This window comes from Streptomyces venezuelae (assembly GCF_008642335.1).
GTDB lineage: Bacteria > Actinomycetota > Actinomycetes > Streptomycetales > Streptomycetaceae > Streptomyces > Streptomyces venezuelae_F.
Window position 1 is genome coordinate 1150168 of sequence record NZ_CP029191.1, and the last position, 20551, is coordinate 1170718.

The 20551-nt window shown below is 71.4% G+C and carries 19 protein-coding genes and 1 riboswitch; of the genes, 7 read left to right on the forward strand and 12 right to left on the reverse strand.

The window, feature by feature from the left end:
• Nucleotides 1-20 precede the first annotated feature (20 nt).
• A complete protein-coding gene (locus DEJ49_RS05025) occupies nt 21-206 on the forward strand; it encodes a CsbD family protein (protein WP_150182748.1) in 186 nt (61 codons plus the stop codon).
• Nucleotides 207-474: 268 nt separating this feature from the next.
• Nucleotides 475-993: a hypothetical protein gene (locus DEJ49_RS05030; protein WP_150182749.1), complete on the forward strand. Its 519-nt coding sequence runs from the start codon at nt 475-477 to the stop codon at nt 991-993.
• 29 nt (nt 994-1022) lie between these two features.
• On the opposite strand, the gene DEJ49_RS05035 is transcribed toward DEJ49_RS05030, so the two are convergent.
• On the reverse strand, nt 1023-2375 hold the full coding sequence (locus DEJ49_RS05035) for a peptidase C39 family protein (protein WP_150182751.1): 1353 nt from the start codon (nt 2373-2375) through the stop codon (nt 1023-1025).
• A gap of 250 nt (nt 2376-2625) precedes the next feature.
• On the opposite strand from DEJ49_RS05035, the gene DEJ49_RS05040 reads away from it, so the two are divergent.
• Together DEJ49_RS05040 and DEJ49_RS05045 are read left to right on the forward strand one after the other, a co-directional pair.
• On the forward strand, nt 2626-3234 hold the full coding sequence (locus tag DEJ49_RS05040; protein WP_150182752.1) for a uridine kinase: 609 nt from the start codon (nt 2626-2628) through the stop codon (nt 3232-3234).
• A 483-nt stretch (nt 3235-3717) separates the two neighbouring features.
• Nucleotides 3718-5682: an AAA family ATPase gene (locus DEJ49_RS05045; RefSeq protein WP_150182754.1), complete on the forward strand. Its 1965-nt coding sequence runs from the start codon at nt 3718-3720 to the stop codon at nt 5680-5682.
• A 24-nt stretch (nt 5683-5706) separates the two neighbouring features.
• On the opposite strand, the gene DEJ49_RS05050 is transcribed toward DEJ49_RS05045, so the two are convergent.
• From DEJ49_RS05050 to ribD, 10 genes are all read right to left on the reverse strand, one after another.
• Entirely contained in the window at nt 5707-6792 is a 1086-nt protein-coding gene (locus DEJ49_RS05050) for a hemolysin family protein (RefSeq protein WP_150182756.1), read from the reverse strand.
• Nucleotides 6789-8132, reverse strand: a complete 1344-nt coding sequence (locus tag DEJ49_RS05055) for a hemolysin family protein (protein WP_150182758.1) — start codon at nt 8130-8132, stop codon at nt 6789-6791. The genes DEJ49_RS05050 and DEJ49_RS05055 overlap by 4 nt, the downstream gene beginning before the upstream one ends.
• A 175-nt stretch (nt 8133-8307) precedes the next feature.
• On the reverse strand, nt 8308-8772 hold the full coding sequence (locus DEJ49_RS05060; protein ID WP_150182760.1) for a PH domain-containing protein: 465 nt from the start codon (nt 8770-8772) through the stop codon (nt 8308-8310).
• A gap of 31 nt (nt 8773-8803) precedes the next feature.
• Nucleotides 8804-9652, reverse strand: coding sequence for an ATP phosphoribosyltransferase (hisG, locus tag DEJ49_RS05065; protein WP_150182762.1), 849 nt, complete (start codon nt 9650-9652; stop codon nt 8804-8806).
• Nucleotides 9653-9704: 52 nt separating this feature from the next.
• Nucleotides 9705-9977 (reverse strand): phosphoribosyl-ATP diphosphatase, encoded by a 273-nt coding sequence (locus DEJ49_RS05070; protein ID WP_135330016.1) that lies wholly within the window; start codon nt 9975-9977, stop codon nt 9705-9707.
• 35 nt (nt 9978-10012) lie between these two features.
• Nucleotides 10013-10498: a 6,7-dimethyl-8-ribityllumazine synthase gene (gene ribH, locus DEJ49_RS05075; RefSeq protein WP_150182764.1), complete on the reverse strand. Its 486-nt coding sequence runs from the start codon at nt 10496-10498 to the stop codon at nt 10013-10015.
• Between the two features lie 191 nt (nt 10499-10689).
• On the reverse strand, nt 10690-11988 hold the full coding sequence (locus DEJ49_RS05080; protein ID WP_150182766.1) for a bifunctional 3,4-dihydroxy-2-butanone-4-phosphate synthase/GTP cyclohydrolase II: 1299 nt from the start codon (nt 11986-11988) through the stop codon (nt 10690-10692).
• Nucleotides 11985-12572: a nicotinamide riboside transporter PnuC gene (locus DEJ49_RS05085; RefSeq protein WP_150188056.1), complete on the reverse strand. Its 588-nt coding sequence runs from the start codon at nt 12570-12572 to the stop codon at nt 11985-11987. Before DEJ49_RS05085 ends, DEJ49_RS05080 begins: the two co-directional genes overlap by 4 nt.
• A gap of 56 nt (nt 12573-12628) precedes the next feature.
• Nucleotides 12629-13243, reverse strand: coding sequence for a riboflavin synthase (locus tag DEJ49_RS05090; RefSeq protein WP_150182768.1), 615 nt, complete (start codon nt 13241-13243; stop codon nt 12629-12631).
• A 1-nt stretch (nt 13244) separates the two neighbouring features.
• On the reverse strand, nt 13245-14300 hold the full coding sequence (gene ribD, locus DEJ49_RS05095) for a bifunctional diaminohydroxyphosphoribosylaminopyrimidine deaminase/5-amino-6-(5-phosphoribosylamino)uracil reductase RibD (RefSeq protein ID WP_150188057.1): 1056 nt from the start codon (nt 14298-14300) through the stop codon (nt 13245-13247).
• A gap of 211 nt (nt 14301-14511) precedes the next feature.
• Nucleotides 14512-14642: riboswitch (FMN riboswitch) on the reverse strand.
• 290 nt (nt 14643-14932) lie between these two features.
• On the opposite strand from ribD, the gene DEJ49_RS05100 reads away from it, so the two are divergent.
• Genes DEJ49_RS05100 through DEJ49_RS05110 form a run of 3 tightly spaced genes read left to right on the forward strand, consistent with a single transcriptional unit; the run spans nt 14933 to nt 18970 of the window.
• Nucleotides 14933-17269 carry a chitinase C-terminal domain-containing protein gene (locus DEJ49_RS05100; protein WP_150182770.1) on the forward strand — a complete coding sequence of 779 codons (2337 nt, stop codon included), beginning with the start codon at nt 14933-14935 and terminating at the stop codon, nt 17267-17269.
• A gap of 38 nt (nt 17270-17307) precedes the next feature.
• Nucleotides 17308-18204: an RNA polymerase sigma-70 factor gene (locus DEJ49_RS05105; protein ID WP_150182772.1), complete on the forward strand. Its 897-nt coding sequence runs from the start codon at nt 17308-17310 to the stop codon at nt 18202-18204.
• Between the two features lie 16 nt (nt 18205-18220).
• A complete protein-coding gene (locus DEJ49_RS05110) occupies nt 18221-18970 on the forward strand; it encodes an SDR family oxidoreductase (protein WP_150182773.1) in 750 nt (249 codons plus the stop codon).
• A gap of 313 nt (nt 18971-19283) precedes the next feature.
• Here the strand turns inward: DEJ49_RS05110 and DEJ49_RS05115 are convergent, their stop codons facing one another.
• The gene (locus DEJ49_RS05115; RefSeq protein WP_150182775.1) at nt 19284-20459 is read right to left on the reverse strand and encodes an ROK family transcriptional regulator; all 1176 of its coding nucleotides are present in this window, start codon (nt 20457-20459) and stop codon (nt 19284-19286) included.
• Nucleotides 20460-20551 lie beyond the last annotated feature (92 nt).

Consider the following 20551-nt stretch of genomic DNA (forward strand, 5'->3'; position numbering starts at 1 on the left):
ATTCCTACCGAAGGAGCGTCATGGGCGAGAACGCCATGGACAAGGCAAAGGGCAAGGCCAAAGAGATGATGGGCAAGGCCTCCGGCAACGACCGCATGGCGGCCGAGGGCAAGACCGATCAGGCCAAGGGCAAGGCGAAGGACGCCGCGGACGACATGCGCGACAAGGCCGAGGGCGTGCGCGACTCGTTCCGCGAGGACCGCTGAACCCACGTCGTGTGCCCGCCCTCCGTTGAGAGGGCGGGCGCACACGCGTGCCCCGCCTTTCCGCGCCCGCGAGTGCAGGAAAGATCCAGGGCAACTCCACGTCCCCTACAGACGCGGTGGAGAGCGTGCCGGGCCACCCGCGACCTCGCCGCGCGCGCTGGCTAGGCTTGCGCCACGAACTGTGATCGCGTTGATGCCGACCTGCGGGCGACACGAAGGGGACGGGCAAGTGCAGCCGGACGAGCAGGACTTAGAAGGTTGGACGCCGATGGGTGCGGTCTGGCGGACGGTCGTCGAAGGAGTCACCGGCTCGATGGCCTACATCGCCGACAAGCACTGGAACGTCGTGGCGTGCAACGACGAGTTCAGAGCACTCATCCCGGACGGCGAGCCACCGACCAACATCATGCGGTGGATGCTCCTGGACGACCGGGCCCGCCACGACGTCCTCATGAACTGGACGGAGGACTGGGCGCGCGGCGCCTGCCCGGCCCTGCGGCGGGCCGTCACGAACCATCCGACCGACCCCACACTCATCGACCTGGCGAGCGACGTGCGGCGCGATCCCCTCGCGGGGCCCATCTACCTGGCGACCGCGAGCTCCCACGCCCTGCACCCCGACGGCGCCGTGCGGCAGGTCAACCACCCGACGAAGGGCCCCGGCTGGGTGATCGCGTCCGCCGCCAACCCCCTTCCCGAGACCGACGCCATGTTCGTGATGATGCAGTACAGGCCCGGTGAGGTCCGCCCGCACCAGCCACCACCGCTGAGCACGAACGCCCGCTGACGGACGCCCGGCAGGCCCGGCGGCGTCCGTCAGCGGATGCCGACCGCGGCCAACGCGGCGCGCTGACGCTCGGAGAGTTTCGTCGGGAAGTACAGATAGCAGACGCCTCCCGTGCCGGAGACGACCTTGCCCGAGGCGTTGTAGCGCTTCGTGCGCAGCCAGATGTTCTCCCACTCGCGCCGCTTGTAGACGCGGCGCACCGCCGCGTTGCTCGGCGACGCCGGGTCATTGGCGATCACGTCGCCGTCCGCCGTGAACCCGATGACGGTCATCAGATGGCCCGCCGTTCCATAGCCCGCGCCGGTCAGCTCGTCCCTGAGGAACGACTGGGACGTTATGGCCGGCAGGCCCGCCGCGATCAGGGACTCCAGCTCCGTGAGCGAGCCGAGCCGGGTCACCACGCCCTGGAGGTTCTTGTACGTCGAGGCGTACGCGGCGTTGAAGGGCCAGTTGCCGCAGCCGTTGTACTGGTAGTCGAACGTGTACCGGGCCGCGTGGCACACCTGCGGGTCCGCGTAGGCGGGGTCGACCCAGGCCAGGTCGTCCGCCGTCGGCTCACGCCCCCAGAACTCGATGATCATCTGCGAGGACGTGGGGCTGCACCAGGCCTCGCCCCCGTTGTCGTACTCCGGGTACTGGCCCGCGTGGATCTCCTGCGAGTACCGCGGCACGGCCAGCTCCTTGGCGAGGCCCGGCTGCGAGGCCGGGACCGTGAACCGGTCGGGGACCGCGGAGGCCATCGCGCCGATCCGCCAGACCGTGGGGGTCCCGGTGGAGCCGGGTTTGCGGTAGAGGGTCAGGCGCAGCTGGTACGAGACGACGCGCAGGCCCGTGGTCGCGTCGTCGAGGGAGAGCGTGTCCGTCCAGACCGTGGACTTGCCGTCGGTCTGGTCGTCGACCGAGGTCCGCCGGATGTCGGCCTCCTTGTCGTCGCCCGAGGTCCAGCGGCCCATGACGTACCAGGGCGTCTTCGTCCCGTCCGAGTACGTGCCACACAGCTCGACCTGGAGCCACGTCCCGGTCGGGGTGCGTGCGTTCCAGGACGCGATCAGCTCCGTGGCGGGGACGGTGGAGCGGTGCGCGGGCGTGGTCCAGCGGGCGTACTCCCAGGTGGCGGTCCTGCCGGTGTGCGGGTCCGCGTAGTCGGTGCGGCCCGCGGGCTTCACGATCCGCAGGCCGGGGCGGGCGCCCGCGACGGCGCCGGTGCCCTGGTGGGTGCCGGAGCTCCAGTCCTTGTGCGAGGTCCAGAAGCGGTTGTCCACGAGTCGGTCCGCCTTGGGCCCGCGGGCCGTGGAGCCGGTGGCGGCCAGGGCGGGCGCGGCGGCGGTGGCCGCGAGGGCGGCTGCGGCCGCCGCGGTGGCGAGCACGGTTCTGCGGGACATGTCGTCGGTTCGGTCGGTTCGGTCAGCTCGGTCAGCTCGGTCCATGGAGGGGACCCCCAGTCGACAAGGTTTCCGGCGGGATCCGGAAAGTCGGGTCAGGTGCACGGAAGTGGGCCAACTATGGCCGGTCCCCGCCGACTTCTGCCAGCGCTTCGGACACCGCCGTACGCACCAATATTGGCCTCAACCAATGGCATGACCTGCGACGGCGCGCGGAACACATCGTTCCGTGCGCCGTACCCTTGCCGTGATGACCGCGCACCCGCACACCCCGCTCCCCCGTCTCGCCGACACCCTGCGCCGCCTGCCGCCCTCCTGCGGCCCGGTCCGGCTCGTCGCCGTGGACGGACACGCGGGCTCCGGCAAGTCGACGTTCGCGGGCCGTCTGGCCGAGGCGCTCGGCGGCGCGCCCGTTCTGCGCCTCGACGACATCGCGAGTCACGACCGGCTCTTCGACTGGACGCAACGACTGCGGGAGCAGGTCCTCGGGCCGCTCTCCCGGGGCGAGACCGCGCACTACGCGACGTACGACTGGCACGCGCGGCGCTTCGGTCCCGCCGACCGGCCCCTGCCGCCCGCACCCGTGGTGCTCGTCGAGGGCGTCGGCGCCGGCCGCCTCGCGCTGCGCCCGTACCTCGCCGCCGTGCTGTGGATGGACGTGCCGCACGAGGAGGCGTGGCAGCGGGGGCGCCGACGGGACGGAGCGGTCCAGCGTGATTTCTGGGACGGATGGGAACCGGAGGAACTCCAGCACTTCACCGGGGACCCCACACGGCCCTTCGCGCACCTTCTGGTGCGCCAGTGTCCGGAGGGGTACGAGGTACTTCCGGGGCCCAATGTGACACTTACAGAGGCCTGAATCATCACGCTGAGTGAGCGATCATCGGCGGTCCGCTGAACCCCCGGAAACGCGCTTCCAGTTGACCCGACGAGTTTCGGCGAGTGCCTCAACTCTGCTTGACCCAGGGCCCTTACAGGACTTACGTTCTGAATGTGCGGTCTTGCGAGACCGCCCGCAGACGCGAAGCCCCCGGTTGTTCCCCCGTGATCGGGGGCTTCGTTCTGCCTTCCGGGCCCGAATTCCGGCCGCTGCGCGCCCCCATTCGCTCACCGTCGGTGACCGCCGGGCGGAACCTGCGGGGTCGCTTTCCGGCCGATCGTCCGGTGCGGCACCCTACGGCCGACCGCTCCCCCGCAGGTACGATGCATCTCGGTGCGCTTTTTCGGACGAGTGCTCTGCGCACCGGAACAACTGCCGTCCGCAGCACGATGGTTCAGCGCAGTCGCCGGCGGGCACCGGTCCGGCGGTACGCAAACGGGGGCACGGTTTGTGGGGGACCTGATGGACTTCGACGCGGTGGGCTCACCCGCCCCGGCCGACCTCGCCTGGCTGAGGGGCGTCGACGCCTACACGATGGGCGCCTATCCGCAGGCGGAGGACGAGTTCCGGACGGCGGTGCGGATGGATCCCGGGATGGCCGACGGCTGGCTCGGGCTGCACGCGCTGCGCATCGACACGACGACGGCGCTGCTGCGGATGTTCCAGCACAGGGACCGGTTCGGTGAACAGCGCACCCGGCACGGCCGCGCCCTCAACTCCTGGTACTGGCTGGGCTGGTGGGTGCAGCCCGTCCTGGAGAGCACCCGCGACCTGCTGCTCGCGCACGCCTCGCACTGGCTCGACGGCCGCCATGTCCCGGAGCTCGACCGGGCGTTGGCGGGGCTGCCGCCGGTCGACGCGGACCCGCAGGTGCGCTTCCTGCACGCCTGCCGCGCCTACCTGGTCAAGGACTGGGAGCAGCTGGTGCGGCACACGGACCCGCTGATCGACGACCCGATGCTGGGCATCGAGGCGGGGCTCTTCGGCGGCATGGCGCGCGTCCGCCTGGAGACGTACGGCCAGGCCGAACCGCTGCTGTCCGCCGCCCTCATGCGCTGCCGCAGCGAACAGCCGCAGCGCAAGGAGCTGCGCTACTGGCTGGCCCGCGCGCACGAGGGCACGGGCCGCTCGGCCGCGGCCCTGCCGCTGTACCGCGCGGTGCACCGGGTCGACGCCTCCTTCATGGACACCTCCGCGCGGCTCGCCGCGATCTCCGAGGGCGACGGGTACGACGAGGCCGCCGACCTCGCCGCCGCGATCAGCCTCACCGGGGCGGGCCAGGACGTGCTGGAGGGGCCCGACGGCATCGACGTCCTGTTCGGCCCCGAGGGACGCGACGTGAAGGTCACCGGTCCCGAGCTCCCCTCGAACGGCGGCCCTTCGGCCCCCAACGGCCCCGGCGCTCCCCCGGGTCCGCCGGGCACCAGTGGCCCCACGGGCGTCCAGGGGCCCTCCGGGTCCGCGGTGCCTCCCGACCCCGAGGCCGTCCGCGAGAAGGCGATCATCCCGATCAAGGCAGGCCCGCCGCAGCTGCCCCCGGGCCCCACCGACCCCGCGCTCCTGGAGGCCGCGCTCTCCGAGCTGGAGGGCATGGTCGGCATGGAGCCGGTGAAACGGCAGGTCAAGGCGCTCTCGGCGCAGCTGAACATGGCCCGTCTGCGGGCGGCACAGGGCCTCCCGGTGCAGCCGCCGAAACGACACTTCGTCTTCTCCGGCCCGTCGGGCACCGGCAAGACCACCGTGGCCCGCATCCTTGGCCGGGTCTTCTACGCCCTCGGCCTGCTCGGCGGCGACCACCTCGTGGAGGCGCAGCGCGCCGACCTCGTCGGTGAGTACCTGGGCCAGACCGCCGTGAAGGCCAACGAACTGATCGACTCGGCGATCGGCGGGGTCCTCTTCGTCGACGAGGCGTACTCGCTCTCCAACTCCGGCTACGGCAAGGGCGACGCGTACGGCGACGAGGCCCTGCAGGTCCTCCTCAAGCGCGCCGAGGACAACCGCGACCACCTCGTCGTGATCCTCGCCGGGTACCCCGAGGGCATGGACCGCCTCCTCGCGGCCAACCCGGGTCTGTCCTCCCGCTTCACGACGCGCGTCGACTTCCCCTCGTACCGCCCGCTCGAACTCACCGCCATCGGCGAGGTCCTCGCGGCGGACAACGGCGACGTGTGGGACGAGGAGGCGCTCGAAGAGCTGCGGTCCATCGCCGGGCACGTCGTCGACCAGTCCTGGATCGACGAGCTCGGCAACGGCCGCTTCCTGCGCACGCTGTACGAGAAGAGCTGCGCCTACCGCGACCTGCGGCTCTCCGGCTACCCCGGCGAACCGGGCCGCGACGACCTGTCGACCCTCCGGCTGCCCGACCTGATGCAGGCGTACGGCGAAGTGCTCTCGGGCCGCGGGCCGCAGGACACCCCGGGGATCTGACGGCCCCGGGGGTCCTGGCCGCGCTCAGCTCGCGCGGACGACGGCCAGCGCGGACTCCCTGGAGCCCTCCGGCGGGGTCCTCGGCACCGTGACCCGGTGCGTCGGGTCGCGGACCTCCCCCACCAGGAGTTCTAGGACGTCCTCCAGGGCCACCAGGCCGAGGACCTTCCCCGACGCGTCGGCGACCTGCGCCAGATGCGTCGCGGCGCGTCGCATCACGGTGAGGGCGTCGTCCAGCGGGAGCTCGGCGCCCAGCGTGGTCATCGGGCGCCACACCTGCTGCGGCACGGCCCGCTCGGTCTCCTCCAGGTCCAGTACGTCCTTGACGTGGAGGTACCCCATGAACGCGCCGTTCTCCGCGCGGACGGGGAAGCGGGAGTAGCCGGTGCGGCCGGTGAGCTCGATGACCCCGGCGGGGGTGACCGAGGGGCCGACGGTGATCAGCGAGACCGGGTCGAGCAGGACGTCGGTGACCGGGCGCGAACCCAGCTCCAGGGCGTCCTCAAGGCGCTCCTGCTCGACGGGGTCGAGCAGTCCGGCCTGGCCGGAGTCCTCGACGAGGCGGCCCAGCTGCACGCTGGTGAACACCGCCTCGACCTCGTCCTTGGGCTCCACCCCGAAGAGCCGGAGCACGACCCGCGCGCATGCGCCGAGCGCCGCGGTCACCGGCCGGCACAGCCGCGCGAAGGCGACCAGGCCGGGGCTGAACCAGAGGGCGGTCTTCTCGGGCGCCGCCATCGCCAGGTTCTTCGGGACCATCTCGCCGATGACGAGGTGGAGGAAGACGACGACGGCGAGCGCGATCACGTAGCCGAGGGGGTGGATCATGCCCTCGGGCAGGTGGACCGCCTCGAAGACCGGCTCCAGGAGGTGGGCCACGGTCGGCTCGGCGACCGCGCCGAGCGTCAGCGAGCAGACGGTGATGCCGAACTGGGCGGCCGCCATCATCTGCGGCAGGTGCTCCAGGCCGTAGAGGACCTGGCGGGACCGCTTGGTGTCCAAAGGCTCGATCTGGCTGCGGCGCACGGACACGAGTGCGAACTCGGCCCCCACGAAGAAGCCGTTGGCGAGCACGAGGAGAAGAGCGAAGAGGAGTTGCAGCAGGCTCATCGGAGTGCCTCCGCGGCTTCCATGACGGCGAGTGCCTCCTGGGTGCGTACGATCCGCACCCGCTCCGCGCGGTAGTGCCCGACCTGGCGCACCGAGAGCCGCAGGCCCGGGAGTTCGGCCCGGTCGCCGGGGGCCGGGATGCGGCCGAGCAGGTCGGCGACGAGTCCGGCCACCGTTTCGTACGGGCCCTCGGGCACGTCGAGGCCGATGCGCCGGAGCGTGTCGACGCGGCAGCTGCCGTCGGCGTCCCACGCCGCCCTGCCGTCCTCGGCGGGCGCCGGGCAGAGCTCGGGCAGGTCGAAGTGGTCGTGCTCGTCGCGGACCTCGCCGACGAGCTCCTCGACGATGTCCTCCAGGGTGACGACGCCCGCCGTGCCGCCGTACTCGTCGACGACGACGGCGATGGGCTGCTCGCTGCGCAGCCGCTCCAGGAGGGGCTGCACGGGCAGCGTCTCCGGGACGAGCAGCGGGGACTTCGCGATACGGCCCACGGGGGTCCTGAGGCGTGCGTGGGCGGGCACCGCGAGGGCGTCCTTGAGGTGGACCATGCCGACGACTTCGTCGATCCGCTCGGTGTAGACGGGGAAGCGGGACAGACCCGTGGCGCGGGTCAGGTTCACGACGTCCTCGGCGGTCGCCGACGACTGCAGCGCGCTGACCTTCACGCGCGGCGTCATGACGTGCTGCGCGGTCAGCTCCGCGAGGGAGAGCGTGCGCACGAACAGGTCGGCGGTGTCCTGTTCCAGGGCACCGGCCTGGGCCGAATGCCGGGCCAGGGAGACCAGTTCGCCGGGGGTGCGGGCCGAGGCCAGCTCCTCGGCGGGCTCGACGCCGAGCGTGCGCACCAGACGGTTGGCCACGGCGTTCAGGAGGGCGATCACGGGCCGGAAGAGCCGCGCGAACACGTGCTGCGGGCCCGCGACGAACCGCGCGACCTGCAGCGGCCGCGACACGGCCCAGTTCTTGGGCACGAGCTCGCCGACCACCATCTGCACGGCGGACGCGAGCAGCATGCCGACCACCACGGAGACACCGCCGACGGCTCCCTCGGGCACGCCGACGGCCGTGAACGGGCCCGCGAGCAGGTGCGCGAGGGCCGGTTCGGCGAGCATGCCGACGACGAGCGAGGTGATGGTGATGCCGAGCTGGGTGCCGGAGAGCTGGAAGGACAGCTCCTTGAGGGCGTCGACGACCGTACGGGCCCTTCGGTCGCCGTCCGCCGCGGCCTTCTCCGCGTCCGGCCGCTCGACGGTGACGAGGCCGAACTCGGCCGCCACGAAGAAGCCGTTGGCGAGAATCAGCAGGAATGCCGCCCCGAGAAGCAGCAGGGGCACTGTCATGCCGCCGCCTCTCCGGTCGTACCGGTCCCGGTATGTCGGGAGGGGGCGGCGCAGGTACTACAGGACGATCCGTCCATCGCCGGAGGGAGTCACTCCTCGGGTAGCAGGAGCCCCTGGGAGCCGGGCGGGCCCGTCAGGGGCGGGGCGGGCACTCCATGTGCGCCCCGCCACCAGATTAATCAAGACCGGGCGCGGAACGTCCAGTCGCGCGGGCGTCCGCGAGGGCACGCAGGGCGCGGGCGTCGCCGATCGCCTGCTGCTTGGCGATGCCCGGCTGGATGCCCAGGGCGGGCAGGCTGGTGCCGTCGCTGAGGTTCAGGAACACCCAGGGGTCGCCGGGACGCAGGTTGACCTGCACGATCTCGGCCCAGGCGAGGCGGCGGCTGGTCGCGATGTTGACGACGGTGACGCCGGACTCGTCGGCGACGACCTTGGGCCTGCTGAGCAGCACGAGCACGCCGCAGAGCAGCGCGCCGGTGAAGACGAAGCTGGTCCGCTCCCCCGGGCTGAGCGCGGGCAGCAGGAACGCGATGGCCGTGATGACCACGAAGATCGCGACGCCCGCGGTGAGCAGGACGGCCCGGGTCCGCGTCGGCCGGAAGGTGACGGGGAGGGCGGGGACGGCGGGGTTCTCGGTCATGCGGCGGGTGCTCCTGCCGGGTCGGGGCCGGTCAGAGGCGGCAGGCGTGGATGGCCGTGGTCAGGATGGCCCGCGCGCCGATGGCGTACAGGTCGTCCATGATCCGCTGGGCCTCCTTGGCGGGGACCATCGAGCGGACGGCGACCCAGCCCTCGTTGTGCAGCGGGGAGATCGTCGGCGACTCGAGGCCCGGGGTGAGGGCGACGGCCTGCTCCAGGTGCTCGGCGCGGCAGTCGTAGTCCATCATCACGTACGACCTGGCGACGAGGACGCCCTGGAGGCGGCGCAGGAACTGCTGCACCTTCGGGTTGTCGGTCTCGGCGCCGGTGCGTCGGATGACGACGGCCTCGGACTTCATGATGGGGTCGCCGAAGACCTCCAGGCCGGCGTTGCGCAGGGAGGTGCCGGTCTCGACGACGTCCGCGATGACCTGGGCGACGCCCAGCTCGATGGCGGTCTCGACGGCGCCGTCCAGGTGCACGACGGAGGCCTGGACGCCCTGCTCGGCGAGGTGCTTGGCGACGATGCCCTCATAGGACGTCGCGACGGTCTTGCCCGCGAGGTCCTGGATGTCGTCGGCCGTGCCGGGCTTCGCGGCGAAGCGGAAGGTGGAGCGGGCGAAGCCGAGCGGCAGGATCGCCTCGGCGTCGGCGCCGGAGTCGATCAGCAGGTCCTCACCGGTGATGCCGATGTCGAGCCTGCCGGTCGCGACGTAGATCGCGATGTCCTTGGGCCGCAGGTAGAAGAACTCGACCTCGTTGTCGGGGTCGACGAGGACGAGCTCCTTCGACTCCTTGCGCTGCTGGTAGCCGGCCTCATGGAGCATCGCCGACGCAGGTCCGGACAGTGAACCCTTGTTGGGGACGGCGATGCGCAGCATGAGGTCAGCTTCCTTAACTGGAGGGGTTACGGGAACGAGTTGAGCGTGCGGCTCAGAGGTGGGCGTAGACGTCGTCGAGGGAGATGCCGCGGGCGACCATCATCACCTGTACGTGGTACAGGAGCTGCGAGATCTCCTCGGCGGCGGCTTCCTTGCCCTCGTGCTCGGCGGCCATCCACACCTCGGCGGCCTCCTCGACGACCTTCTTGCCGATGGCATGGACGCCCTTGTCGACCAGCTCGGCGGTGCGGGAGGTCGCGGGGTCGCCGTTGGCGGCCTTGTGCTGGAGCTCGGCGAAGAGCTCCTCGAAAGTCTTCTTGGACATGATGGTCGCCACTCTACGCGGCCGGGCGGTCCCCCTCAGCGCCAGGGTTCGGAGACGGTACGGAGCGTGGTCGCGGTGGCGACCGCCGCGGTGACCGCTTCGTGGCCCTTGTCCTCGCTGGATCCCTCGATGCCCGCGCGGTCCAGCGCCTGCTCCTCCGTGTCGCAGGTCAGCACGCCGAAGCCGATCGGGACGCCGGTGTCGACGGAGACCTGGACGAGGCCCTGGGTGACGCCCTGGCACACGTACTCGAAGTGCGGGGTGCCGCCGCGGATGACGACGCCGAGCGCGACGATCGCGTCGTATCCGCGTCCGGCGAGGACCTTGGCGACGACGGGCAGCTCGAAGCTGCCGGGGACGCGCAGCACGGTCGGCTCGCTGATGCCGAGCTCGGTCAGGGCGCGCAGGGCGCCGTCGACGAGGCCGTCCATGACCTTGTCGTGCCACTGCGCCGCGATGACCGCGACCCGCAGGTCGCCGCAGTTCTTCACACTCAGTTCGGGTGCACCCTTGCCGCTCACGTGCTTCTCCTCAAGGTGTTCTCGACTTGGAGCCTGTGTCATGACCCCGCCCGGGTGGTCGCCGCCTGGCACGCACGCTCGCCGCGTTGCCGAAACGCCCAGGTAGCTCCGCTACCAGGACGCTCCGGCGCCTTGCGATCGCACGCACCAGACGACGCCCACTGATCCGACCGGGGTCATGACACAGGCTCTTACTGGTTGCCGCAGGCGGACACGTCGGTGGCGTCCAGCCAGGGCAGGTCGTGCCCCATCCGGTCCCGCTTCGTGCGCAGGTACCGAAGATTGTGTTCGCCGGCCTCGACGGGCATGGGCTCGCGCCCGGTGACCTTCAGGCCGTGCCGCAGGACCGCGTCGGTCTTGTCGGGGTTGTTGGTCATCAGACGGACACCGCGGACGCCGAGGTCGCGCAGGATCTGCGCGCCCGCGCCGTAGTCCCGGGCGTCGGCGGGCAGGCCGAGCTCCAGGTTGGCGTCGAGGGTGTCGCTGCCCTGCTCCTGGAGGGCATACGCGCGCAGCTTGGAGAGCAGGCCGATGCCGCGGCCCTCGTGGCCGCGCAGGTAGACGACGACGCCGCGGCCCTCGTCGGTGATGCGCCGCATGGACGCCTCCAGCTGCGGGCCGCAGTCGCAGCGCAGGGAGTGGAAGACGTCGCCGGTGAGGCACTCGGAGTGCAGGCGCACCAGGACGTCCTCGCCGTCGCCGAGGTCGCCGTGGACGAGGGCGACGTGCTCGACGCCGTCGACGATGGAGCGGTAGCCGTGCGCCGTGAACTCGCCGAAGGCGGTGGGCAGGCTGACCTCGGCCTCGCGGCGGACGGTGGGCTCCGCGGAGCGGCGGTAGGCGATGAGGTCCTCGATGGAGATGATCGTCAGGCCGTGCTTGCGGGCGAACGGGATCAGTTCGGGCAGGCGCAGCATCTTGCCGTCCTCGCCGGCGATCTCCACGATGGCGCCCGCGGGGCGCAGTCCGGCGAGCCGGGCGAGGTCGACGGCGGCCTCGGTGTGGCCGTCGCGGGTGAGGACGCCGCCGGGCTTGGCGCGCAGCGGGAAGATGTGGCCGGGGCGCACGAAGTCGTCGGCGGTGGCCGCGCCGCCCGCGAGGAGCCGGAGCGTGGTGGCGCGGTCGTCGGCGGAGATGCCGGTGCTGACGCCGTGTGCGGCGGACGCGTCGACGGAGACGGTGAAGGCGGTGCTCATCGACTCGGTGTTGTGCTCGACCATCTGCGGGAGCCGGAGCCGGTCGAGCTCATCGGCCTCCATGGGCGCGCAGATCAGGCCGCGGCACTCGCTCATCATGAACGCGACGATCTCGGGGGTCGCCTTCTCGGCGGCTACGACGAGGTCGCCCTCGTTCTCGCGGTCCTCGTCGTCGACGACCACGACGGGGCGGCCCGCGGCGATGTCGCGGATGGCCTGCTCGACGGGGTCGAGGGAGAGGTCGAGGGTGTCTTCTTCGCTGGCGGTGCCGTGCCAGACGGGTGCCACAGTCATGCCGGGGCTCCTTCCATGACGGGCTGCGAGGCGGCGGTGCGGGAGCGCAGCCACCAGTCGCGCAGGCCCCAGAGGACGAGGGCGAGGTAGACGACGTACACGAGTCCGGAGAAGGCGAGGCCGCTGCTGAAGGCGAGCGGCACGCCGACCACGTCGACGAGCAGCCAGGCGAACCAGAACTCGACGAGTCCGCGGGCCTGGGCGACCATCGCGGCGAGGGTGCCGACGAAGATGTACGCGTCGGGCCAGGGGTTCCAGGACAGGTCGGGGACGGCGCTGAACAGGGCGCCGACGGCGAGGGTGCCGACCGCGGTGCCCGCGACGAGGACGCCCCGCTCCTTCCAGGTGGCGAAGCGGATGGCGATGGAGCCGTCCTGCGCCTGCTGCCTGCCGCGCGTCCACTGCCGCCAGCCCCACAGCGCGACGCCGATGACGAGGAGCTGCTTGCCGACGCCGCCGGAGAGGTGCGCGGAGGCGTACGCGGCGACGAGGATGACGCCGGACAGGAACTGGGCGGGCCAGGTCCAGATCGAGCGCCGCCAGCCGAGCGCGAGGGCTATGAGGCCGACGGTGTTGCCGATCATGTCGGACCAGAGGATGTGCTGGTCGAAGGCCGCGAAGGCTTCGGAGTTGAGCCAGTTCACTGTGCGGCCCCCTGCTGGTGTGCGCGGTCGCCGAGCAGGCGCTCGACGTACTTGGCGATGACGTCGACCTCGAGGTTGACCGGGTCGCCGGGCTGTTTGATGCCGAGCGTGGTCAGCGCGAGGGTGGTGGGGATGAGGCTGATGGTGAAGAAGTCGGGGCCCGCGTCGACCACTGTGAGGCTGACGCCGTCGACGGTGATGGAGCCCTTCTCCACCACGTAGCGGGAGAGAGCGGCGGGGAGCGAGACCTTGACGATCTCCCAGTTGTCGGACGGCTTGCGCTCGACGATCTCGCCGGTGCCGTCGACGTGGCCCTGCACGATGTGTCCGCCGAGACGGGCGCCGACCGAAGTGGGGCGCTCCAGGTTGACGCGGGAGCCGACCGCGAGCGCCCCGAGGCTGGAGCGGTTCAGGGTCTCGGCCATCACGTCGGCGGTGAACTCGTCGCCCTCGTGCTCCACGACCGTCAGACAGACGCCGTTGACCGCGATGGAGTCGCCGTGCTTGGCGCCCTCGGTGACGACGGGGCCGCGCAGGCGGAAGCGAGAGGCGTCGGGGAGGTTCTCGACGGCGGTGATCTCGCCCAGCTCTTCGACGATTCCGGTGAACACTTCAGTGCTCCTTCGCTACGAGGGTCGCGGTGATGCGCAGGTCGGGGCCGATGCGGACGGTCTCGCTCACGTCGAGCCGCAACGCTTTGGTGATGGTCGTGATTCCGCCGCCGTCCAGGGCTGCGGGGCCCGCGCCGAGGAGGACGGGGGCGAGGTAGCCGACGACGCGGTCGACGCAGCCGGCGGCGACGAAGGCGCCGGCGAGGGTCGGTCCGCCTTCGAGGAGGACGGATCGCACGCCACGCGCGTGGAGCACGTCGAGGAGGGTTCGGATGTCCAACCCGCTTTCCGCGCGCGGGAGCCGCACGGTCTCGCCGTCGTGGGCGGGGGTGCTGTCCTCGGCGACGGCGATCAGGGTGGGTGCCGCGTCGTCGAGGACGCGGGCGCCCGGCGTGACGGCGGTGCCGTGGGTGTCGACGACGACGCGCAGCGGCTGTACGACACCTTCGACGCCGCGTACGGCGAGGTGGGGGTCGTCGGCGCGCTGGGTGCCGGAGCCGACGACGACGGCGTCGCACTCGGCGCGCAGCCGGTGCACGTCGGCGCGGGACTCGGCCGAGGTGATCCAGCGGCTCGTGCCGTCGGCGGCGGCGATGCGGCCGTCCAACGTGGCGGCGTACTTCCAGGTGACGTGCGGGCGGCCGAGCCGGACGGAGGTGAGCCAGGCGGCGTTCACCTCGGCGGCCTCGGCCTCCAACAGGCCCTGTTCGACGGCGATTCCGGCCGCGCGCAGGGTGTGCGCGCCGCCGGTCGCGGCCGGGTTCGGGTCGCCGACCGCGTAGACGACACGGGTGACGCCCGCGTCGATGAGGGCCTGTGCGCACGGTCCCGTGCGGCCGGTGTGGTTGCAGGGTTCGAGGGTGACGAGGGCGGTGCCGCCGCGGGCCCGTTCGCCGGCCGCGCGCAGGGCGTGGACCTCGGCGTGGGGGCCGCCGGCGCGCTGGTGCCAGCCCTCGCCGACGCTCTCGCCCGCGGCGTCGAGGACGACGCAGCCGACGACGGGGTTGGGGCTGGTGGAGCCGAGGCCGCGGGCGGCCAGCGTGATGGCGCGCCGCATGGCGGCTGCTTCGGCTACGGCGGTGGCCACCGGGTCCTCCTGCCTCTTCGGGCACGGACTCCGGGGCGCTGTCGATGACGACAGAACGTACGGACGAATACACCTGTGGCAACGCCTGCGCCGGATGACACCTGTCCCCGGAGATCCGGAGACCGTTCCGGGCCGAGGCCAGGAACGAGCCACTACGGCGGCGTGCACGGATGCCCGCCCGCCGCGCACTGCCTCCCATCCGGACTTTCACCGTCGGTCCAGGAATTTCACCTGGTCAACCGGTCACTGGAGGTGACCGGGTCGCGGACTGTAACCGCCGGTTCGGAATTACACCGACCCCGGAGTGCGCTGCTTCTGGTACGAGGCCAGTGTGCCATGACCGGATGTGGCCCATACGAGTGAACGTATGTGGGCTGGCTCACAGAATGACCATTCAACATCACATTCAACCAACTTGGTCCAGACCTATTGACGCACTGGTCTAGTCCTCTTAATCTCACCGTCACCTCCGAGGAGCCGGAGCCGACGGCGTGCACGCCCGGGGCCCCAGAACGATCCACATCTGTGCCAGTTGTGCTGTTCCGCCCCGCTCGTTCCGTGTCACGCCCCGCTCGTGTTCCGCACCTGCCCAGGAGGCTCCCTTGCCGTCCCTCTACCGCGCGAGACCCACGCTGCTCGCGTCCGGCGCGGCCGTCGCCGGACTGCTGCTCAGTCTGGTCTCCGGCGGCGCCGCCCCGGCCGCCGCAGCCGACGACGCGTCCTGTCGCCCCGACGGCCTCTACCAGACGCCCGGGGTGAACGTCCCCTACTGCTCCGTCTACGACAGCGACGGCCGCGAGAAGATGGGCGCCGACCACAAGCGCCGCACCATCGGCTACTTCACCGGCTGGCGCACCGGCAAGAACGGCGAGCCCGCCTACCTCGCCAAGGACATCCCGTGGGACAAGATCACCCACATCAACTACGCCTTCGCGCACGTCGACAAGGACAACAAGCTCTCCGTCGGCTCCGACAGCGGGACGAACGCCGCCACCGGCATGACGTGGCCCGGCGTCGCGGGCGCCGAGATGGATCCGGCGCTGCCCTACAAGGGTCACTTCAACCAGCTCACCAAGTTCAAGAAGCAGCACCCGGACGTCAAGACGCTGATCTCGGTCGGCGGCTGGGCCGAGACCGGCGGCTACTTCGGTGACGACGGCAAGCGCGTCAACTCCGGCGGCTTCTACTCGATGGCCACCAACGCGGACGGCTCCGTCAACCAGGCGGGCATCGACACGTTCGCCGACTCGGCGGTCGCCTTCATCAAGAAGTACGGATTCAACGGCGTCGACATCGACTACGAGTACCCGACCACGATGAAGGACGCGGGCAACCCGCTCGACTACTCGATCTCCAACGCCCGCCGCGGCGGCCTCGTCAAGGGCTACGCGGCGCTCATGAAGTCCCTGCGCCAGAAGCTGGACAAGGCGGGCGCGGCCGACGGCAAGCACTACATGCTGACGGTGGCGGCCCCCTCCTCCGGCTATCTGCTGCGCGGCATGGAGACCTTCCAGGTCCAGAAGTACCTGGACTACGTCAACATCATGTCGTACGACCTGCACGGCGCCTGGAACGAGTACGTGGGCCCCAACGCCTCGCTCTTCGACGACGGCAAGGACGCAGAACTGGCGGCCGCCAACGTCTACGGCAGCTCCCAGTACGGCGGCATCGGCTATCTGAACACCGACTGGGCCTACCACTACTTCCGCGGCTCGATGCCGGCGGGCCGCATCAACATCGGCCTGCCGTACTACACCCGCGGCTTCAAGAACGTGCAGGGCGGCACCGACGGCCTGTGGGGCAAGGCGGCCGCGACCAGCTGCCCGGCGGGCTCAGGACTGACCAAGTGCGGTGACGGCGCGGTCGGCATCGACAACCTCTGGCACGACAAGGACGACAACGGCAAAGAGTCCCCGGCGGGCTCCAACCCGATGTGGCACGCCAAGAACCTGGAGAAGGGGATCGTCGGCGACTACGTCACCAAGTACGGCTTCCCCGCGGACACCAAGCTGACCGGCACCTACGCCCGCAAGTACAGCTCCACGCTCGTCGCGCCGTGGCTGTGGAACGCGGACAAGAAGGTCTTCCTGTCCACGGAGGACGAGGAGTCGGTGGCGAAGAAGGCCGACTACGTGGTCGACCGGGGCATCGGCGGCACGATGATCTGGGAGATGGCGGGCGACTACCGCTGGAACGCCACCAAGGGCCAGTACGAGATGGGCGACACGCTCACCTCCCTGATGCACGACAAGTTCAAGAACGCGACGCCGTACGGCGCGAAGGTCTCGAACAAGGAGCTGCCCACCAAGGCCGTCGACATCGGCGTGGAGTTCGGCGACTTCAAACTGGGCGACTCCAACTACCCGATCACGCCCAAGGTGAAGATCACCAACAACACGAAGACGGCGCTGCCCGGCGGCACCGAGTTCCAGTTCGACTACTCCACCGCCGCTCCCGGCAACGCCTCCGACCAGTCCGGTTTCGGTACGAAGGTGATCAGCAGCGACCACACGGGAAGCAACGTCGGCGGCCTGAAGGGCGACTTCCACCGGGTCTCGCTGAAGCTCCCGGCCTGGCAGTCCCTCGCGCCCGGCGCCTCCGTGGACCTCTCCTTCAACTACTACCTGCCGACGTCCACGCCGTGGAACTGGACGGTGAACATCAGCGGCACGACGTACGCCCTCGCCGGTGACCTGGCGCGCGGCACCACGCTCGTCGAGCCGGGCGGCGGCACGGGCCCGACCGACCCGCCGGGCCCGACCGACCCGCCGACGCCGGGCAAGTGCACCGCGCCCGCGTGGGGTTCGGGCACCGAGTACGGCAGCGGGTCCACCGTGTCCCACAAGTCCCACACGTGGAAGGCCAAGTGGTGGACGAAGGGCGATGAGCCCGGCGCCGGCGGCCAATGGGGTGTTTGGCAGGATCTCGGCGCCTGCTGACTGTCCGCAGTGCTCACGCCCGTGGGATTTGGCACCCTATGGGCGTGAGCACTGCAACGGCACTGGCCGAGGAGTTCGAGTCACACCGCCCCCGGATGTTCGGCCTGGCCTACCGGATACTCGGCTCCGCGCAGGAGGCGGAGGACGCCGTTCAGGACGCGTATCTGCGGTGGAACGGCACGCGGCGCGAGGACATCGAACAGCCCGCCGCCTGGCTGGCCAAGACCGTCACGAACCTCTGCCTGAACCGGCTGACCTCGGCCCGCGCCCGCCGTGAGCAGTACGTGGGCACCTGGCTGCCCGAGCCCGTCATCACTTCCGGCGGCACGCTGGGGCCGCTGGAGTCCGCGGAGCAGCGGGAGGCGGTCTCGATGGCCCTGCTCGTCCTCCTGGAACGGCTGACGCCCAGGGAGCGCGCGGTCTACGTGCTGCGGGAGGCCTTCTCGTACAGCCACCGGGAGATCGCGGGCGTGCTCGACGCGAGCGAGGCGGGCTGCCGCCAGCTGTACCGCAGGGCGGCCCGGGCGGTCGCCGACGCGCGGCCCCGGTTCGCGCCGGGGCACGAGCTGCGGCAGCGGTTCGTCGAGTCGTTCGTCGCCGCGGCCCGCGACGGCGATGTCGTCGGCCTGGAGAAGATACTGGCCAGGGACGTCACGTGGTGGGGCGACGGCGGCGGCAAGGTCGCGGCGGCGACCGCACCGATCCTCGGGCGCGACAACGTCCTGCGGTTCCTGGCGGACATCATGGCGAAGTTCGGGTCCGCGGAGGTCTCGTACGCCGAGGTCAACGGCGCGCCCGCGATGGTCATGCGGGCGGCGGGACATCTGACGGCCGTCGCCTCCTTCGAAGGGGGCGACGGGGTGGTGACCGGGGTACGGTCGGTCGTCAATCCGGACAAGCTCGCGTTCGTGGAACGCCAGTTGGCCGCGGCATGACGGAAGGAGCCCTGTGATGAGCACGATCCTGGTGACCGGTGGCACGGGAACCCTCGGCCGCCTCGTCACGGAGCGGCTGCGCGCGGACGGCCACGAGGTGCGGGTGCTCAGCCGGCACACTCAGCCGTACGCCGTCGACCTGCGCGAGGGCACGGGTCTGGACGCGGCCGTCACGGGCGTGGACGTCGTCGTGCACTGCGCGACCACGGTGCGCGGCGGTGACGAGCGCGCCGCCCGGAACCTGATCGCGGCGGCCCGGAAGGCCGGCGTCGCCCATCTGGTCTACATCTCGATCGTCGGCATCGACCGGGTGCCGCTCGGCTACTACAAGTCGAAGCTCGCGGTGGAGCGGCTCATCGCCGAGTCCGGGCTCGGCTGGACGGTGCTGCGGACCACCCAGTTCCACGACCTGGTGCTGCGGATCCTGGAGGCCTCGGCGAGGCTCCCCGTCATGCTGCTGCCCGGCGGCGTCAGCGACCAGCCGATCGAGGTCGGCGAGGTCGCGGACCGGCTCGCGGAGCTGGCGGCGGCGCCTCCCGCGGGGCGGGTCGACGACATGGGAGGGCCCGAGGTCCGCACCTTCCCCGACCTGGCCCGCGCCTATCTGCGGGCGAGCGGGAAGCGGCGCCGGGTGCTGCCGGTGCCGCTCGCGGGCCGCACGTACCGCGCGGCACGGGCGGGCGGCCATCTGACGCCGGACCGGGCCGTGGGCAAGCGGACGTTCGAGGAATACCTGGCGGTCCGGTCGGGGCGCGCGGCCCCGTGAGGCGGCGCCGCGGGGGCTCAGAGCCTGTCTTTGAACCCCCGTCGTTCGCGCGGAGCGCGGGCGCAGCGGCGGTCGGTGCGTGCGATCGGTGTGCGGCGTCCCAGGTCATGTGGCGGAGCCACCTGTCCTGGGACGCCGCGCGCCGAGCGTGCGTGCCGGGCGTCGGGGCGCAGGCGGGGGTTCAAAGACAGGCTCTCAGATCCCGGGTCACCACCCCGGTCGGACCAGCGGGCGTCGTCCGGTGCGTGCCAGGCGGCGACTGCCCGGCCGGGGTCGTGACACAGGCTGCAGAGCCTTGTCGCAGCCCCCGTTCTCAGTGACCCGCGCGTGGTCCGAACAGCTCGTCCTGGGCCGCGTCCCGCGCCGCGAGCAGCGCCCCGCGCAGCACCGCGGCCCCGCCCAGCGTGCCGGCCCGCACCTCCGTGCGCAGGGGCGACATGGCCGTGACGCGGTCCGTGACGCGGGCGGCGAGTTCGGCGCCGCCCGCGCGGCCCACCTCGCCGCCGAGGACCACACAGCCCGGGTCGAGGATCGCGACCATCGCCGCCGCGCCGACGGCCACCCGGTCGGCGACGGCGTCCAGGAAGGCGTCCTCGCCGGTCTCGACGGCGCGCCGCACCACGTCGGCGCCGGACATGCCGGGCTCCAGGATGCCGTGCTCCGCGCCGAGTTCACGCAGGGCCGCCGCGCAGGCCAGCGAGTGGAAGCCGCCCTCGCAGCTGGTGGCCGAAGGCAGCGTGCTCGTGCCCGGCACCGGCAGGAAGCCGATCTCGCCGGTGCCGCCCGAGGCTCCCCTGCGCAGCACGCCGTCGAGCACGACGGCGGCGCCGACGCCGTCGCCGAGCCAGAGCAGCACGAACGTGTCCCGGTCGTGCGCGGCGCCGTCCCTGCGTTCGGCGCGGGCCGCGAGGTTGGTCTCGTTCTCCACGAGGACGCGGGCGCCGAGCCGCTCGTGGAGGGCGCCCGCGAGGCGGCGGTGCCAGGCGGGCAGCGAGGACGTGTCGTGCAGGTCGCCGGTGGCCGGGTCGATGAGGCCCGGGGCTCCGATACCGACGGTGTGCAGGCGCTGGACACCGCCCTCCGCGGCGGTGCGCTCGACGAGGGCGAGGGCGCGTTCGAGGGCGGGTCCGGTGTCCGTACTGCCGCCCATGGGCGCGGACGCCTCGGCGAGCACCGCGCCGAGCAGGTCGGTGACGACGACGGAGACGCTTTCGGTGCGCACGTCGAGCGCGGCGAGGTGGGCGCGGTCGGCGACTATGCCGTACAGACGGGCATTCGGGCCGCGCCGCCGGGCACCCGCCTCGCCGACGACCGTGATGAGCCCGGAGCCCTGCAGCCGCTCGACGAGATCGGCGACCGAGGGCCGCGACAACCCCGTGAGCTGCTTCAACTGGTTCGCGGTGAGCGGCCCTTCGCTCTGCAGGAGCCCCAGCGCGAGCCGGTCGTTGATGGCTCGGGCGGTACTCGGTGAGGCGGGCGACACAGGCATGGCCGGATCCTCCCACAGGAATCTTCTATTTATCAGGCAGGGTTCCTGATAGTTTACGTCGCCGGATCGGGACAGTACTCGGGAGGGCGGTA